Below are 17,270 nucleotides of genomic sequence, written 5' to 3' on the forward strand. Positions count from 1 at the left end.
ATGGACATATGATAGAATCTAAAAGATTAAAATGTTGGTAGACAAAAGATTAAGGAAGGTGAATCAGGGAACCGATGGAAATAATCGAACGAGCTCCTGCGAAAATTAATCTTGGGTTAGATGTTCTGCATAAACGTGTGGATGGCTATCATGAAGTTGAATCTATTTTTGCAAGTGTAGATTTAGCCGATCATTTAACTTTTGAAAATCTAGAAGAAGACATCATTCGTATTGAAACGGACAGCTCTTTTTTACCCGTGGATCGACGGAATCATGTCTATCAAGCAGTTGACTTATTAAAGCGTACCTATAATATTCATAAAGGAATTAAAATATATATTGAAAAACGTATCCCCGTGGCAGCTGGTTTAGCAGGGGGGAGCAGTGACTGTGCCGCAGCATTACGAGGCTTGAACAAACTGTGGAATCTGGGGTTGACGATGGACGAACTCTGTGAAATTGGCAGCCAAATTGGTATGGATGTTCCTTATTGTTTAAGGGGCGGAACAGCCTTTGCAAACGGACGTGGGGAGAAAATTGAAGCATTACCGACCATGCCTCAATGTTGGATTGTGTTAGTTAAACCGAGAATTAGTGTATCCACTAGTACCGTTTTTAATGATTTAGCGGTAGATGAATTGCACCATCCAGATATTGCTGGACTAAGAATAGCCATCGAAAATGGTGATTATACTGGGATGACCCAAACGGTTGGCAATGCGTTGGAAAGTGTCACGATTGCCAGACATCCGATCGTGCAACAAATCAAGGATCGCATGCTGAAGTACGGCGCTGATGCAGCGTTGATGAGCGGCAGTGGACCGACAGTCTTTGCTTTATGTGAAAAGAAAACACGAGCACAACGGATTTATAATGGACTTAAAGGCTTTTGCGAAGAAGTTTATTTGGTTCGGACATTGAAATAAAAAACAACAGAGCGTGGAGCAAAAAACCAAAGTGATTTTTGTCCCACGCTCTGTTGTTTTTTTAAATTTATTCCTTGACGTCCCGTGATCCATTTGGTACATTATTCCTGGCAAATCGTAAATATTACGGTTTATAATAGGTAAATCGAAAAGAGGACAGAACATGACGAAAATCTACCGCCGTTTGATAATCGGCGTTACTTTAGCAATCAGTGCTTTTCTTTTAGCTAGCTGTGGGCAAACCACACAATCGCCAAAAGAGAAGAAAGAGCTCACGGTAATGACTACTTTTTATCCGATGTACGACTTCGCAAAACAAGTCGTTGGTGATGAGGGAGAGGTTGAGCTGTTGATTCCAGCTGGAACGGAACCACACGATTATGAACCAAGCGCAAAAGACTTAGCGAAAATTACTGATGCGGATGTCTTTGTTTATAATAGTAAAGAGCTAGAAACTTGGGTTCCGAATGTTATTGAAAACTTGGACACGAAAAAAGTTTCAATCGTGGAAGCCAGTCAATCCATTCAATTGATGCAAGGAACAGAAGAGGAAGAATCTGGCGAAGAAGGTCATGAAGGCCATAACCATTCCCACGAACTGGATCCGCATGTCTGGTTAGATCCCGTGTTAGCGCAAAAAGAAGTGACAGCGATTCGGGATGCGCTTATCAAAAAATATCCTGAGAAAAAAGCCGTATTTGAAAAAAATACCGCTGCTTATTTGGAAAAATTGACTGCGCTAGATAAGGAATACCAAGCTGCGTTTGCAGGCGCTAAAAATCGGACCTTTGTGACGCAACATGCTGCATTTGGCTATTTGGCGAAACAATATGGCTTGACCCAAGAACCGATTGCTGGGATTTCTCCAGACCAAGAACCTTCGCCAAGTCGTTTAGCCGAATTAAAAAAATATATTAAAACAAACAATGTTTCTGTGATCTATTTTGAAGCATCGGCTTCTACAAAAGTAGCCAAAACATTGGCAGACGAGACAGGCGTCGAATTAGCTGTATTGAATCCTTTAGAGAGTTTAACTCAAAAAGAACAAGAAGCAGGCGAGAACTACGTGTCTGTCATGAAAGAAAACCTCGCTGCTTTACAAAAAAGCATTCATTAATCTGGCAACAGAAAGGAGCCAACTTATGCATTATATTGAAGTCGAAAATTTAACCTTCTATTATGATGATGAACCTGTTTTAGAAGATGTTTCTTATTATGTTGATCCAGGGGAATTCGTTATTTTAACAGGAGAAAATGGCGCTGCCAAGTCAACGCTGATCAAAAGTACCTTAGGGTTATTAAAACCAACAAGTGGCAAAATTACGGTCGCTAAAAAAAATAGTGCTGGTGAAAAAATCAGCATTGGCTACATTCCACAACAAGTCGCTTCTTTCAATGCGGGCTTTCCTAGCACCGTCATTGAATTAGTACGTTCAGGTCGCTTTCCCAGAAATCGTTGGTTCAAACCGTTGACGAAAAAAGATCATCTTCATGTGGAAAAAGCTTTGAAATCAGTGGACATGTGGGAAATGCGCCACAAACGAATTGGCGAGCTTTCTGGCGGGCAAAAGCAACGAATTAGTTTAGCACGAGTGTTTGCGACCGATCCAGATTTGTTTATTTTAGATGAGCCAACAACAGGTATGGATGAACAATCGCGAAACGAATTTTATCAATTGTTGCAACACAGTGCGCATGAACATGGAAAAGCTATTTTGATGATTACACATGATCATGAAGATATCAAAACCTATGTGGATCGTCAAATTCGTCTTGTCCGCAAAGAAGATTCGAAATGGCGTTGTTTCCATATGAGTGAAGAATCGTATACGTAAAGTTTCCAATAAAACGTTATCTGGCTCGATCATAACGAAAGCCAAGGAACGGCTTAAAGAAATGTTGGAAAAATTTAAAAAATAAGCAGGAATTAAAAAATTAATTCGCTTAAACGTCGCTACAATGGTAGTGTTCATTTTAGCGGTAAGGAGTGAATCGTATGGCAGAAATGCTTTCTTATGCATTTATGCAAAAGGCCTTTTTAGCAGCACTGTTTATCTCAGTGATTGCCCCAATGCTCGGCGTCTTTCTAGTTATTCGCCGACAATCTTTAATGGCAGATACCCTTTCACATGTGTCATTAGCCGGTGTGGCACTAGGCTTCTTTTTTAATTGGAATCCTAATTTAATGACCTTAATTGTCGTGATTGTGGCTGCAATCATTCTAGAATATTTACGAATGATTTATAGCACCTATTCAGAAATTTCGATTGCTATTTTAATGTCAGGCGGTTTGGCTTTGGCGTTAGTTTTGATGAATTTAACAGGAGGCAATTCAGCTGCTAGTATTCAATCGTATTTATTTGGTTCCATCGTCACGATTACGTGGGATCAAGTGGTTATGTTGGCAATTTTATTCGTAGTTTTAGTTCTATTGTTTATGTTATTTAAACGTCCAATGTATGTTTTAACATTTGATGAAGATACTGCTCATGTTGATGGGCTACCTATTCATTGGATGTCGATGCTTTTTAATGTAATTACTGGCGTGGCGATTGCTGTGATGATTCCGATCGCGGGAGCCTTGTTAATTTCAGCAATTATGGTCTTACCAGCTGCAATAGGTATGCGAATTGGTAAAGGCTTCAACACGGTGATTATCATCAGTGTGTTTATGGGCTTGATTGGCATGCTAACAGGGTTGACTAGCTCGTATTATTTGGAAACACCACCGAGTGCAAGTATTACCCTAATTTTTATTGGTTTATTCTTATTAGTCAATATTTATCGCCGAGTGGTTGTCATGGTCCAACGAAAACAAAAAATGCAAAGAAACTAAGGAGAAAAACGAAAGTTTTTCTCCTTTATTTCTTTTTTTTAAAAGAAATGGCGAACTATTTTCAGTTATTTGAAAAAAATCCTCGAATTTTTCGGTTAAACCCCTTATAATAAGGAACGATAGAATGAAAAGGAGTGACGAATTTGAAAATTCGGAGAAGTGAACGATTAATCGATATGACCCAATATCTTTTAGATCATCCCCATACATTGGTTTCTTTGACATATTTTGCTGACCGATACCAATCTGCCAAGTCTTCCATTAGTGAAGATTTAGCAATTGTTAAAAAAACATTTAAAGAACGTGGAACAGGTATTTTAGAAACGATTCCAGGCGCTGCAGGCGGTGTCCGCTTTATCCCTGAAATTCCTTATGAGGAAGCGGAGCAGTTGATTATGGATTTGTGTGATCGTTTGTCAGAACAAGATCGCTTATTACCTGGGGGTTATGTTTATCTTTCAGATTTACTTGGGGAACCGAATTTATTAAGACAAGTGGGCCGGATTATTGCTTCTAAATATTTAGGCAAACAAATTGATGCGGTAATGACCGTTGCGACTAAAGGAGTGCCAATTGCGCAAGCTGTGTCTTATTACTTAAATGTTCCGTTTGTGATTGTTCGTCGCGATTCTAAGATTACTGAAGGTTCAACGGTGAGCGTGAACTATGTATCAGGGTCTTCAGAACGTATCGAAAAAATGGAACTTTCAAAACGCAGCTTAAAACGCGGATCAAAAGTTTTAGTCGTGGATGACTTCATGAAAGGCGGCGGCACCGTCAATGGTATGAAGAGTATGATTGAAGAATTTGAAGCAGAACTTGTGGGCATTACCGTTTTTGCTGAGTCAAAATTCAATGGTCGTCGTGCAATCGATGACTACACTTCGCTATTATATGTGGAAGATGTGGATACACAAACAAAAACGATTAGCGTAGTCCCAGGAAACTATTTCACAGAGAAATAATTTAAAAAAGAACCTGAAAATGGTCCATTCCATTTTCAGGTTCTTTTTTTCTGTTTTATTCCTTTAAAAAAAGATGAGAAAATAAATTGGTCTACCTTTTAAATGCCTTATTTTGTTGAAAAAGACAAAAGAGTAAGATAAACTAGAAAAGGTATAATGAGGACGATTTAGAAGAAAATCAAACAATTTAGTTAATTTGAGGTGGCAAACGTGGAAAATAGATACGCAATTATTTTAGCAGCTGGTAAAGGAACACGCATGAAATCTAAACTTTATAAAGTATTGCATCCAGTTGCTGGTAAACCAATGGTCGAACATATTTTAGATCAAGTAGAACAAACAGAACCAACAGAAATCGTGACGATCGTTGGACACGGGGCGGAAATGATTAAAAGCCATTTAGGCGAACGTAGTCAATATGCCTTACAAGCTGAACAATTGGGAACTGGGCATGCAGTCATGCAAGCACAAGAGTTATTAGGTGGTAAACAAGGAACAACATTAGTTATTACAGGGGATACGCCGTTATTAACTGCGGAAACCTTGAAAAATTTATTCGATTACCATCAAGGTAAGAATGCAAGTGCGACTATTTTAACAGCGCATGCGGAAGACCCAACAGGCTATGGTCGAATTATTCGTGACCATGTGGGCATTGTTGAACGAATCGTGGAACAAAAAGATGCCAGTGAAGAAGAAGCACGTGTTCAAGAAATTAATACAGGAACCTTCTGTTTTGATAATGAATCATTGTTTGAAGCGTTAGCGAAAACAGATACAAACAATACACAAGGGGAATACTATTTAACAGATATCATTGAAATTTTGAAAAAAGAAGGCAAAGCTGTCGCTGCTTACCAAATGGCAGACTTTGACGAAGCAATGGGTGTAAATGATCGTGTCGCTTTATCCACTGCTAATAAAATTATGCATCGTCGTTTAAATGAAATGCATATGCGAAATGGTGTTACATTTATTGATCCAGACACAACGTATATTGATGAAGGCGTGGTAATTGGTTCAGACACAGTCATTGAAGCGGGAGTCACTATCAAAGGAAAAACAGTGATTGGCGAAGATTGCTTGATTGGCGCACATTCAGAAATCGTTGATAGTCACATCGGCAATCAAGTGGTTGTTAAACAGTCTGTGATTGAAGAAAGTGTGGTTCACGAGGGGGCCGATGTAGGTCCGTATGCACATTTACGTCCTAAAGCAGATGTGGGGGCAAACGTACACATTGGTAACTTCGTGGAAGTAAAAAATGCAACAATCGATGAAGGCACAAAAGTGGGCCATTTAACATACGTTGGTGATGCAACATTAGGCAAAGATATTAATGTCGGTTGCGGCGTTGTTTTTGTTAATTATGATGGCAAAAATAAACACCAAACAGTCGTGGGTGATCACGCGTTTATTGGCTCTGCAACGAACATTGTTGCGCCAGTCACGATTGGTGATCATGCGGTGACTGCTGCTGGTTCAACTATCACAGAAGATGTCCCTTCAGAAGATTTGGCGATTGCCCGGGCACGTCAAGTGAATAAAGAAGGCTATGCTAAAAAGTTACCTTATATGAAGGATTAACCTCAAATAAAAAAGAACGCTCTTTTGCTTAAGCAAAAGAGCGTTCTTTTTCCTCCTTAAAGACTAGACCAATTGCTGCTAATATTTGTTTAGAGGTATTCAAGGACTAGACCAATGCTGTTTATTCGGTATTTTTAGTTATTTTTTTCAAAAAAATAGTTTTTGTTCTGCTTTTCCAATATAAAAAGACTTTCTTTTTTATAAAGTTCGTGTTTTGGTCAAAATTACTATTTTTTTCACAAACAAATCCGCTGTATTGTCCAAAAATAAAAACAATTTACAGGAAAAACATCTTATTTTAACGGAATTTACTGTTTTTTATTTAACGGATATATTATGATAGGAAAAGAAGAGCAGCGTGATGGGGGAAGGCTCTTTTTGTTGTTTGTTACTTTGACAATTGTTTGTTGCAAATGGGTTGAAACACAAGGAGGAAATTTGTGAAAAAGTTGAGCTTTAAAAAAGTGAAGTGGGGCATGCATTTTTTAATGGCTGTTGCGTTGATAGCGCCAAGCGTTACTAGTACGGCATATGCAGTAGAAACAACGAGTCAACAAAGTTCAGAAGCAGTAACAAGTACCACCGATTCAAGTAGAAAACAAGAACCAGTCATTACACAGGAAACAACAGACATCAAACAAGAAGCACCAAATCAGGCTACGAGTGACAGTGTCAAGCAGTCACAAGAAACCACAGCACCAACAGAGACGACGAATTTAGAAACGTCAACCGCTGAAAAAGAAGAAACGAGCACGCCGCAAAAAATAACAATTTTAGGTACGTCAGATGTTCATGGTCAATTATGGAATTGGTCTTATGAAGATGATAAAGAATTACCAGTTGGTTTGTCCCAAGTAAGTACAGTCGTCAACCAAGTCCGGGCACAAAACCCAGCAGGCACCGTTTTAATTGATAATGGCGACAATATTCAAGGCACTATTTTAACAGATGACTTGTATAATAAAGCGCCTTTAGTGAATGAAAAGACCCATCCAATGATTACCGCCATGAATGTGATGAAGTATGATGCAATGGTTTTGGGGAATCATGAGTTTAATTTTGGTTTACCGTTAATCCAAAAAATTCAAAAAGAAGCCACTTTTCCAATCTTGTCTGCGAATACCTACAATAAGGATGGTAGTCGTTTTGTTGAAGGGACTACCACGAAGGAACTTGATCTTAATCAAGATGGGCAGCCAGATTTAAAAGTTGGGATTATCGGCTTAACAATCCCGCACATTCCTTTGTGGGATGGCCCTCGTGTTACTTCGCTTAATTTTTTACCTTTGAAAGAAGAAGCAGAAAAAGCAGTTACTGAGTTGAAAGCTAACGATCAGGCTGACATTATTGTTGCCTCGATTCATGCGGGACAACAAAATAGTGATCCGGCTGCCAGCGCCGACCAAGTAATTGAAAATGTCGCGGGGATTGATGCGTATATTCTAGGTCATGACCACCTTTCTTTTACCAAGCAAGGAGCAGCGCCGAATGGAAAAACTGTACCGGTAGGGGGACCGAAAGATACTGGGACAGAAGTTGTCAAAATTGATCTTTCAGTTGCTAAAAATGCCGATAAGTGGGAAGTGCAAGAAGGTACAGCAACGATTGTACCAACAACGAATGTTCCAGCAGATGAAGCAGTTAAGGCAGCGACAAAAGAATACCATGAGCAAACGCGAGCGTTTATTCAGGAGGAGATCGGCACAGCAACAGCTGATTTTTTACCAAAACAAGAAATTAAAGGAATTCCCGAAGCGCAATTACAACCAACAGCGATGATTTCTTTAATTAATAACGTTCAAAAAGAAGTAACAGGCGCACAATTAAGTGCGGCAGCGCTGTTTAAATACGACAGTAAATTACCTGCGGGGAAGATTTCCTATGCCACGATTTTTGATATCTACAAATACCCGAATACCTTAGTGAGTGTTCCCATTAACGGTGAAAACTTACTGAAGTATTTAGAAAAACAAGGGGCGTACTATAACCAAACACAGCCAGATGATTTGACCATTAGTTTTAATCCAAACATTCGTGTATATAACTATGACATGATTTCTGGAGTGGACTACAAGATTGACATTTCAAAACCAGTGGGTGAACGAATTGTAGATGCGAAAATTGACGGCCAACCGTTGGATCCTGCCAAAGAATATACGATTGCCATGAATAATTATCGTTACGGCGGTTTAGCTAGCCAAGGGATTCAAGTAGGGGAACCTATTGAAAATTCTGATCCAGAAACCTTACGAGGAATGATTGTTGATTATATTAAGAAAAAAGGAACGCTTGATCCAGAACAAGAAATCGAACGAAATTGGTCAATTATTGGGACAAATTTTGATGAAAAATGGCGTACCAAAGCAATCGAATTAGTGAATGACGGCACTCTTCAAATTCCGACTTCTCCTGATGGACGTACACCAAACGCCGCCGCTATTACGAAACAAGATGTCCGTAATGCGGGCTTTGATTTAGATAATGCATATACCATTATGCACACAAATGACGTTCATGGCCGACTAGAAGCAGGGAAAGGCGAATTAGGTATGGCGCGTCTAAAAACCTTTAAAGACCAAGAAAACCCAACCTTGATGGTGGATGCAGGGGATGTTTTCCAAGGATTACCAATCTCCAATTTCTCCAAAGGCGCGGATATGGCCAAAGCCATGAATGAAGTTGGTTATGATGCCATGGCGGTGGGAAATCACGAGTTTGATTTTGGTTTAGAGATTGCACTAGGTTATAAAGACCAACTGAATTTTCCGATTTTATCTAGTAATACGTATTACAAAGATGGCAGTGGACGGGTTTTTGATCCGTATACAATCGTAGAAAAAGCCGGGAAAAAGTTTGCCATTGTAGGTGTGACGACCCCAGAAACAGCAACGAAAACACACCCGAAAAACGTAGAGAAGGTGACATTTAAAGACCCGATTCCAGAAGTAGAAGCGGTGATTAATGAAATTAAAGAGAAGTACGCGGATATTCAAGCTTTCGTGGTTACTGGGCATTTAGGCGTAGATGAAACGACGCCGCATATCTGGCGTGGTGATACGCTAGCAGAAACCCTTAGTCAAACATATCCTGAGTTAGATATCACTGTGATTGATGGACATTCGCATACAGCCGTCGAAAGTGGCAAACGTTATGGCAAAGTGATCTATGCTCAAACAGGTAATTATTTAAATAATGTTGGGATCGTCACAGCACCAGAGAGTGAACCAACTAAGAAAACAGCAAAATTGATTTCAGCAGCAGAGTTGCTAGAATTGCCAGAAAACCCGGCAGTTAAAGCCATCGTTGATGAAGCACGTACGAATTTTAACGCTGAAAATGAAAAAGTAATTGTCGATTATATTCCATTCACATTGGATGGACAACGAGAAAATGTGCGCACACGAGAGACCAACTTAGGGAATTTGATTGGTGATGCGATTATGTCATATGGGCAAGACGCGTTTAGTCAACCTGCTGATTTTGCAGTAACCAATGGTGGCGGCATTCGCGCTGATATTAAACAAGGGCCAATTAAAGTTGGGGATGTCATTGCTGTGTTACCTTTTGGCAATAGCATTGCGCAAATTCAAGTAACCGGCGCTCAAGTTAAAGAAATGTTTGAAATGTCTGTTCGTTCGATTCCACAAAAAGATGAGAATGGCACAATTTTACTAGATGATGCTGGCCAACCAAAACTTGGCGCAAATGGTGGTTTCCTACATGTTTCAAGCTCCATTCGTATCCACTATGATTCCACAAAACCAGGTACTCGCTTGGCTAGTGACGAAGGCAATGAAACAGGACAAACGATTGTTGGTAGTCGCGTATTAGGAATAGAAATTAAAAATCGGCAAACGCAAAAGTTTGAACCATTGGATGAGAAGAAACAATACCGGATGGCTACCAATGATTTCTTAGCTGCTGGTGGTGATGGTTACGATATGCTAGGTGGTGAACGAGAAGAAGGGATTTCACTAGATGCTGTCTTAATTGAATACTTGAAAAGTGCAACCAGCTTGCGGTTGTATCGTGCAGCAACGACGATTGATTTAGCACAATATAAAGAACCATTCCCAGGCGAACGAATTGTTTCTATTTCGGAAGAAGCTTACAAAGAGTTAATCGGTGGAGGAGAGACGCCAAAACCAGATCCAAAACCAGATCCAAAACCAGATCCAAAACCAGATCCAAAACCAGATCCAAAACCAGATCCAAAACCAGATCCAAAACCAGATCCAAAACCAGATCCAAAACCAGATCCAAAACCAGATCCAAAACCAGATCCAAAACCAGATCCAAAACCAGATCCAAAACCAGATCCAAAACCAACACCAACACCAGAAACACCAGTAGCAACCAATAAACAAAACCAAGCGGGAGCAAGACAGAGCAATCCATCCGTAACAGAGAAGAAAAAGTATGGCGGCTTTTTACCTAAAACGGGTACAGAAACAGAAACGCTTGCATTATATGGTTTACTGTTCGTTGGACTTTCTTCTTCTGGCTGGTATATTTATAAACGACGTAACAAAGCTAGTTAGTCATTTTTTAAGAACCGTCCTTCGGGATTGGTTCTTTTTTTATTTTAATGCTTGCCATTTGTTTTTAATTTTAGTATTATAAGAATATTCTAAAAATTAAAAAATGAAGAGTTTTTTCTGTGAAGGGAGAAAGGCATGAAAAGTAAACGTATAAAAGGACTTATCGGGTTAAGTTTAACAACGCTGTTAGTTTTAGCTGCTTGTGGTGGTGATGGGGGAGCTGGCGCCGAAAAAGCAAAGGGCGGATCAGAGAAAACTGCCGCTAAACAAGAATTTAAAGTAGTAGTTCAACAAGAAATGCCTTCTGCAGATTTATCTTTAGGAACAGATACAATTAGTTTTACGGCACTGAATAATGCGTATGAAGGAATTTATCGTTTAGATGATAAAAGCAAGCCGCAACCAGCAGGGGCTAAAGAAAAAGTGCAAGTCAGTGATGATGGTCTGACGTACACAGTGAAACTAAGAGAAGAAGCAAAATGGTCCAATGGTGATCCTGTCACAGCTGCCGATTATGTTTTTAGTTGGCAACGTACAGCAGATCCTCAGACTGGCGCTGAGTATGCTTATTTTCTAGAAATGATTGAAAACGGCGCAGATATTGTAGCTGGTAAGAAACCAGTCTCTGAATTAGGCATTAAAGCAAACGGAGATTACGAGCTAGAAATTAAACTGGCAAAACCAACACCATATTTTGATTATTTACTGGCCTTTCCACTATTTTTCCCGCAACATCAAGCAACCGTAGAGAAATATGGCAAAGATTACGCTGCTTCCAGTGAAAAAGCAGTCTATAATGGTCCGTTTGTCTTAGCTAACTTTGAAGGGGCTGGCTCAGATACCAATTGGACTTTGGAAAAAAATGAAAACTATTGGGATAAAGACAATGTCAAATTAGATAAAATCAATTTTGATGTTGTCAAGGAGGCGCCAACTGCCTTGAACTTATTCCAAGATGGCCAGGCAGACGATGTTATTTTAAGTGGCGAATTGGCCCAGCAAATGGCGAAGGATCCAGAATTGGTTATCGAAAAAGAAGCACGAACCAGCTATTTGGAATTTAATCAGCGAGATAAAAATTCACCGTATAATAATGTGAATTTACGCAAAGCAATTTCAGCAGCGATTGATCGCAACGCATTAGTAGATAAAATTTTAGGCGACGGCTCAGTAGTCGCTACCGGCTTAATTCCAGAAGGGATGTCTTATTCGCCGACAGATGACAAAGATTTTGCTGATGAAAATAAAAAAATTGTTGAATATAGCCCAGAAAAAGCAAAAGAATATTGGGCAAAAGCGAAGAAAGAATTGGGCATAACAACACTCAAAATGGATATTGTTGCCGATGATGTCGATTCTACGAAAAAGTTAGCGGAATATATTCAAGGTACGTTAAAGGATACTTTAGAGGGTATTGATGTAACAGTGAGCCCAGTGCCGTTTTCAGTTCGAATTGATCGAGGTAGTCGCGGCGATTTTGAGACAATCTTAGGTGGTTGGGCTGCGGATTACGCAGATCCAAGTAGTTTCTTAGACCTTTTTGTTACTGGTAATAACTATAATCGCGGGCGTTTTTCAAGTAAAGCCTACGATGAGTTGATTGAGGCTTCAGCTACAAGAGATGCTTCAGATCCTGAAAAACGTTGGGAAGACATGGTTAAGGCTGAGAAGTTATTGATTGGTGAAGAGACCGCTTTGGCACCACTTTATCAAAAGGCGACTGCCCATCTACGCAGTAAAGAAGTGAAAGGCGTCGTTGCCCATGGTGCTGGCGCACAATATGATTATAAGTGGACATATGTAACAGAAGAGTAGTTAAAAAGAGACACAGAATAGTCAAATCGACTGTTCTGTGTCTCTTTTAATCAAAATATTTCTGCTGTTCTTCTTTTAATCTTTCTGGGGTCACATCTTCACCAGTAGGATCATAAATAGTGACGCCCATTAATGTTTTATTGAATTGTTCACGAATGGTCCGCAAATATTCTTGTCGCAAATCGACACGAAGAGCTTGTTCTTCAGATGTTAAGCCTTGTTCACGCTCTTTTTGTGCAAGCGTATTAATTCTTTTTAAAACCTCTAACATTTCTCATTTCCTTTCTATAATAATTCTTTTGCTAGGCGTTCAAATGATTGAAAGCGCGTTTGTTTGTCATAACCTGGGGTGATTAGCATCGCTTCTGTCAACCCTAGTTCTTCTTGTTGGTGAAAAAACTCTGCAACTTCTTGGCTACTGCCAATGACAAAGCGTTGTTTATTTTGTTCTAAAACCAGTTTGTCCATTTCACTGTAAGGGAAAGCTAGTGCTTCTTCTGGCGATAAAAATTTATTTGGAAGCCCATGTTCGGTGGCAAAGATATAATGCTCAAAACTAGCCGCATGGTATTCTGCTTCTTCTTTCGTGTCGGCGGCAAAAGTGAAATACGCAGCGCTCACTTGCGGCTCTTGTTGTTCAGTTACTGGTCGGAAATGCTTGTAATATGCGGACAATACTTCTTTGGGCAAATGTCCATGAATAAACTGCGCAAAGGAAAAATTAATGCCATATTCACCAGCTGAACGTGCGCTTTCTTTGCTAGCACCTAGTAACCAAGGTTGTGGTAATAGAACTTCCCGCGGAACAGCTGAAATTTTAGAATATAAATGATCTTCAGGAAATTCCTCTCTTAAAAAGAGTAAAATTTCAGGTAATTTATCAAATTGATCTAGTTGTGGTGGCTGACCATTATTTAACGCCAACGTAGTTAAAGGGCTGCCACCAGGCGAGCGACCCATGCCTAAATCGATTCGATCAGGATATAAAGCTGCTAATGTTTTAAACGTTTCTGCGACTTTAAATGGCGCATAATGCATGGTCATGATGCCACCCGCGCCAACACGAATTTTTTCGGTGGCACTAGCAATATGTGCAACTAAAATTTCTGGCGTTGCACTGGCAAAGGCGTCTGAACCGTGATGTTCGGCATACCAAATTCTTGTGTAACCAAGTTTTTCCGCTAATTGAGCGAGCTCTTTGGCTTCTTGTAATGTGTCGCTTGCTGATTGATTTTTAGGAACCGTTAATTGATCTAAGATACTTAATTTCATGTATGTAGTCTCCTTTTTGGTTATTTTTTTGAAGCTACCGCTATTATTACGCAAGCATGTCAAAAAAAACAGTACGCACTTTTTAATTCCCTAGTGAGCGAAAAGTAACAAATAGATGTAGCCAAGGTCGATGATAAAAAATTCTCCGCTATGGCTGTGTGCATTTTGATTTTTTGGCCAATGTATAGAAATATACTTAATATTTTTTCTGTTTTTATACAACGTATTGTATTTTTTAGTATAAAAAGCATTTTCTTTAGAAAATTGGGCTATTGACTAGCTACAAAACAAATGATAGCATAGAGATAACCTTAAAGAAGAGCTGCTGTGCGGCTAACCAAGAACGTCTATTAGTTTTTCTAATAGACGTTCTTGTGCTAATTAATAGGAGAACAGTATATGAAGCCTTTTAAAACGTTAGATGAACAATTAGCTATTTTGGAAGCTCGAGGATTGGTTTTCTCGGATAAGGAAAATGCAAAAAAGAAATTATCTTTTTATGGCTATTATGAGATTATCAATGGCTATAAAGACTTCCTTTTGGAAAAAAAGCAAAAAATAACTGACCATCAAGAAGAATGTTTTATAGAAAACAGTACATTTGATCATATTTTTTCTTTATTTATGATGGACAAAACAATAACTTCATCTGTAATTGATGCGACATGTGATGTTGAGATGTATGTAAGAGCAGCTATTTCTTACGTTGTCAGTAAAAATATAGGTGAACAACAAATAGACTATTTGAATAGACGTCATTATCAAAGTGGAAAGAAAAACAAAAACGGACAAGGATATAAAGTTGATCAGCTAATTACAAAGTTTAAAAAGATTATCTACGATGATATAGAACCCATGAAACACTATCGTGGTTATCATGGAAACGTTCCACCTTGGATTATGTTAAAAGGAACAACATTTGGAAACCTGGCTAATTTTTATAAATTACAAAAAAGTGAAAATAAAAAAGAAGTTATAGCGATGATTCTAGGAATACCTAAAGAAATCGTGGATGAAGGGATTACCAATATGTTTACTGACATTATCTTTTTATGTCATAGTTATAGGAATAGAGCTGCACATGGTGGACGAATGTATAACTATCGGTCGGCTAAAGCAGTTATTAGATATAGTGAAAATTTTCATCCCCGAGCAAATATTACTCAGGCAGAGTATAGAAAAGGCAAAGGAATATCCTGTTTAGGTACCCTATTTCATGCATTGACATGGATGGATAATAAAGTAGCTTTAGCAAGGTTACAAGCAGGGGTATCTGTTGCGTTAGATCAGCACTTAAAAGTTTACCCAGAAGATTATGATTTAGTTTTGTCTGAAAGTAATATCAATCCTAAATTTTTACAGCTTTCTAGATAGAATTATTAGACTGAGTTGTACATAAAATTATTGTCTACTAGGGAGAGCGTGTTAATCTGTCTTCTGTTAGTTATTAATTATTGTTTGCTTCATCAATAGAAAGCTGTTTTATAAAGAGTGTTTTCAGGCTATTAGTATAGATTGCTCATAGGAATATTTGCAAACGATGAAGATATCGCTTAAAATAAATGAATCAAGTAAAATGGAACATATGTACGCAATCAGCAATTGGAAAGGTGACAACATGTACGAATATATTATTGGAAAAGTAACGTTTGTTAGCCCATACTATATTGTCGTTGAAACAAATGGCATTGGCTATCAGATTTCAGTCGATAACCCGTATCGCTATTCAGGAAAAATGGATACGGATATTAAACTATATCTTCACCAAGTCGTGCGGGAAGATGCACAACTTTTATTTGGTTTTGGCAGTTTAGAAGAAAAACAATTGTTCTTAAAATTAATCAGTGTCTCTGGAATTGGACCTAAAAGTGGCTTAGCTATCATGGCTTCTGTGGCTGATCATGGTGGTTTAATCAATGCAATTGAAGGGGAAGATGTTACATATTTAACGAAGTTCCCAGGTGTTGGCAAGAAAACAGCCCAACAAATGATTTTAGATTTAAAAGGAAAACTAGGCGAATTAGAGTCTTCCGAAGCAGCGGTGGCGGCCATGACCGCAACCGAAGCGGTGACAACAAGCAATCAAGCATTGGCAGAAGCGTTAGAAGCATTAAGTGCCCTAGGCTACAGTGACCGAGAGATTAAGCGTATCACTAAGCAATTGGAAGCGTTAGGTGAGACAACGACAGATGTTTATTTGAGCAATGCGTTAAAATTCATGATGAAACGCTAAGGAGGAATAACGATGACAGAAGAAGAACGGTTGCTTTCAGCTGCAAGTCAAGAAGCAGAAGCTTCAATTGAAAAATCGTTACGTCCACAATTTTTAGCACAATATATTGGTCAAGATAAAGTAAAACAAGAACTAACGATTTATATTGAAGCGGCGAAAAATCGGAATGAAGCGTTGGATCATACCCTTCTTTATGGTCCGCCAGGTTTAGGGAAAACGACAATGGCGATGGTCATCGCCAATGAAATGAATGTGAACATTCGTACCACAAGTGGACCAGCCATCGAACGGGCGGGAGATTTAGTCGCTATTTTGAACGAATTAGAGCCTGGTGATGTGTTATTTATCGATGAAATTCATCGTTTGCCGCGAGTGGTGGAAGAAATGCTGTATTCCGCAATGGAAGATTTTTACATTGATATCATGGTCGGTCAAGGAACCACGGCACATCCCGTTCATTTTCCGTTACCGCCTTTTACTTTAGTGGGCGCTACCACACGGGCAGGGATGCTTTCAGCGCCATTACGAGATCGTTTTGGGATTATTTCTCACATGGAGTATTATCAAGAGCAGGATTTAAAAGAAATCGTTCTCCGTTCCGCGGATATTTTTCAAACGGAGATTTTTGAGGAAGGTGCCTTTGAAATTGCGCGCCGCTCAAGAGGAACCCCCCGAATTGCTAATCGTTTGTTAAAACGTGTCCGTGATTTTGCCCAAGTCCAATCAGATGGCAAAATCGACCGAGCGATTGCAGACAAAGCGTTAACCTTACTGCAAGTGGACCATCAAGGCTTGGATTATGTCGATCAAAAATTGTTGAAAACAATGATTGATTTATACGGTGGCGGTCCGGTTGGTTTAAGTACCTTGTCTGTAAACATCGGTGAAGAAACCGAAACGGTGGAAGATATGTATGAACCCTATCTTATTCAAAAAGGTTTCATTAAACGAACACCACGAGGACGAATTGCAACGCCATTTGCGTATGCACATTTTGGGTATGATTATTTAGAGGGTCATAAAAATTAAAAATAAGTCAAAAGAAAGCAAGCCTTAACCGCTTGCTTTCTTTTGTTTCACGTGAAACGTTTGTTC

General features: G+C 39.1%; 13 protein-coding genes. 11 read left to right on the forward strand and 2 right to left on the reverse strand.

What is annotated here, in order from left to right:
- Positions 1–74: 74 nt before the first annotated feature.
- From ispE to IGL17_RS00270, 8 genes are all read left to right on the forward strand, one after another.
- Positions 75–926 (forward strand): 4-(cytidine 5'-diphospho)-2-C-methyl-D-erythritol kinase, encoded by an 852-nt coding sequence (gene ispE, locus IGL17_RS00235; protein ID WP_002356061.1) that lies wholly within the window; start codon positions 75–77, stop codon positions 924–926.
- A 163-nt stretch (positions 927–1,089) separates the two neighbouring features.
- A complete protein-coding gene (locus IGL17_RS00240) occupies positions 1,090–2,043 on the forward strand; it encodes a metal ABC transporter substrate-binding protein (RefSeq protein ID WP_002367576.1) in 954 nt (317 codons plus the stop codon).
- A 25-nt stretch (positions 2,044–2,068) separates the two neighbouring features.
- A complete protein-coding gene (locus tag IGL17_RS00245; RefSeq protein WP_002356064.1) occupies positions 2,069–2,761 on the forward strand; it encodes a metal ABC transporter ATP-binding protein in 693 nt (230 codons plus the stop codon).
- A gap of 161 nt (positions 2,762–2,922) precedes the next feature.
- Positions 2,923–3,762: a metal ABC transporter permease gene (locus IGL17_RS00250; RefSeq protein ID WP_002383493.1), complete on the forward strand. Its 840-nt coding sequence runs from the start codon at positions 2,923–2,925 to the stop codon at positions 3,760–3,762.
- Positions 3,763–3,905: 143 nt separating this feature from the next.
- Positions 3,906–4,727: a pur operon repressor gene (gene purR / locus IGL17_RS00255; protein ID WP_002381336.1), complete on the forward strand. Its 822-nt coding sequence runs from the start codon at positions 3,906–3,908 to the stop codon at positions 4,725–4,727.
- Positions 4,728–4,928: 201 nt separating this feature from the next.
- Positions 4,929–6,314: a bifunctional UDP-N-acetylglucosamine diphosphorylase/glucosamine-1-phosphate N-acetyltransferase GlmU gene (gene glmU, locus IGL17_RS00260; RefSeq protein WP_016618502.1), complete on the forward strand. Its 1,386-nt coding sequence runs from the start codon at positions 4,929–4,931 to the stop codon at positions 6,312–6,314.
- 440 nt (positions 6,315–6,754) lie between these two features.
- Positions 6,755–10,855, forward strand: a complete 4,101-nt coding sequence (locus IGL17_RS00265) for a 5'-nucleotidase C-terminal domain-containing protein (RefSeq protein WP_438839728.1) — start codon at positions 6,755–6,757, stop codon at positions 10,853–10,855.
- Between the two features lie 135 nt (positions 10,856–10,990).
- Entirely contained in the window at positions 10,991–12,670 is a 1,680-nt protein-coding gene (locus IGL17_RS00270) for a peptide ABC transporter substrate-binding protein (protein WP_002361487.1), read from the forward strand.
- Positions 12,671–12,716: 46 nt separating this feature from the next.
- Here the strand turns inward: IGL17_RS00270 and IGL17_RS00275 are convergent, their stop codons facing one another.
- On the reverse strand, positions 12,717–12,941 hold the full coding sequence (locus IGL17_RS00275; RefSeq protein WP_002373729.1) for a DUF896 domain-containing protein: 225 nt from the start codon (positions 12,939–12,941) through the stop codon (positions 12,717–12,719).
- Positions 12,942–12,955: 14 nt separating this feature from the next.
- On the reverse strand, positions 12,956–13,942 hold the full coding sequence (locus tag IGL17_RS00280; protein WP_002356071.1) for an LLM class flavin-dependent oxidoreductase: 987 nt from the start codon (positions 13,940–13,942) through the stop codon (positions 12,956–12,958).
- A gap of 399 nt (positions 13,943–14,341) precedes the next feature.
- Here IGL17_RS00280 and IGL17_RS00285 point away from each other — a divergent pair, with 399 nt between their 5' ends.
- From IGL17_RS00285 to ruvB, 3 genes are all read left to right on the forward strand, one after another.
- On the forward strand, positions 14,342–15,316 hold the full coding sequence (locus IGL17_RS00285; RefSeq protein ID WP_002407578.1) for an Abi family protein: 975 nt from the start codon (positions 14,342–14,344) through the stop codon (positions 15,314–15,316).
- 244 nt (positions 15,317–15,560) lie between these two features.
- On the forward strand, positions 15,561–16,175 hold the full coding sequence (ruvA, locus tag IGL17_RS00290; protein WP_002359241.1) for a Holliday junction branch migration protein RuvA: 615 nt from the start codon (positions 15,561–15,563) through the stop codon (positions 16,173–16,175).
- A 12-nt stretch (positions 16,176–16,187) separates the two neighbouring features.
- Positions 16,188–17,204 (forward strand): Holliday junction branch migration DNA helicase RuvB, encoded by a 1,017-nt coding sequence (gene ruvB / locus IGL17_RS00295; protein WP_002383488.1) that lies wholly within the window; start codon positions 16,188–16,190, stop codon positions 17,202–17,204.
- Positions 17,205–17,270 lie beyond the last annotated feature (66 nt).

Source organism: Enterococcus sp. AZ088 (assembly GCF_051714845.1).
In the GTDB taxonomy this organism is placed as follows: domain Bacteria; phylum Bacillota; class Bacilli; order Lactobacillales; family Enterococcaceae; genus Enterococcus; species Enterococcus faecalis.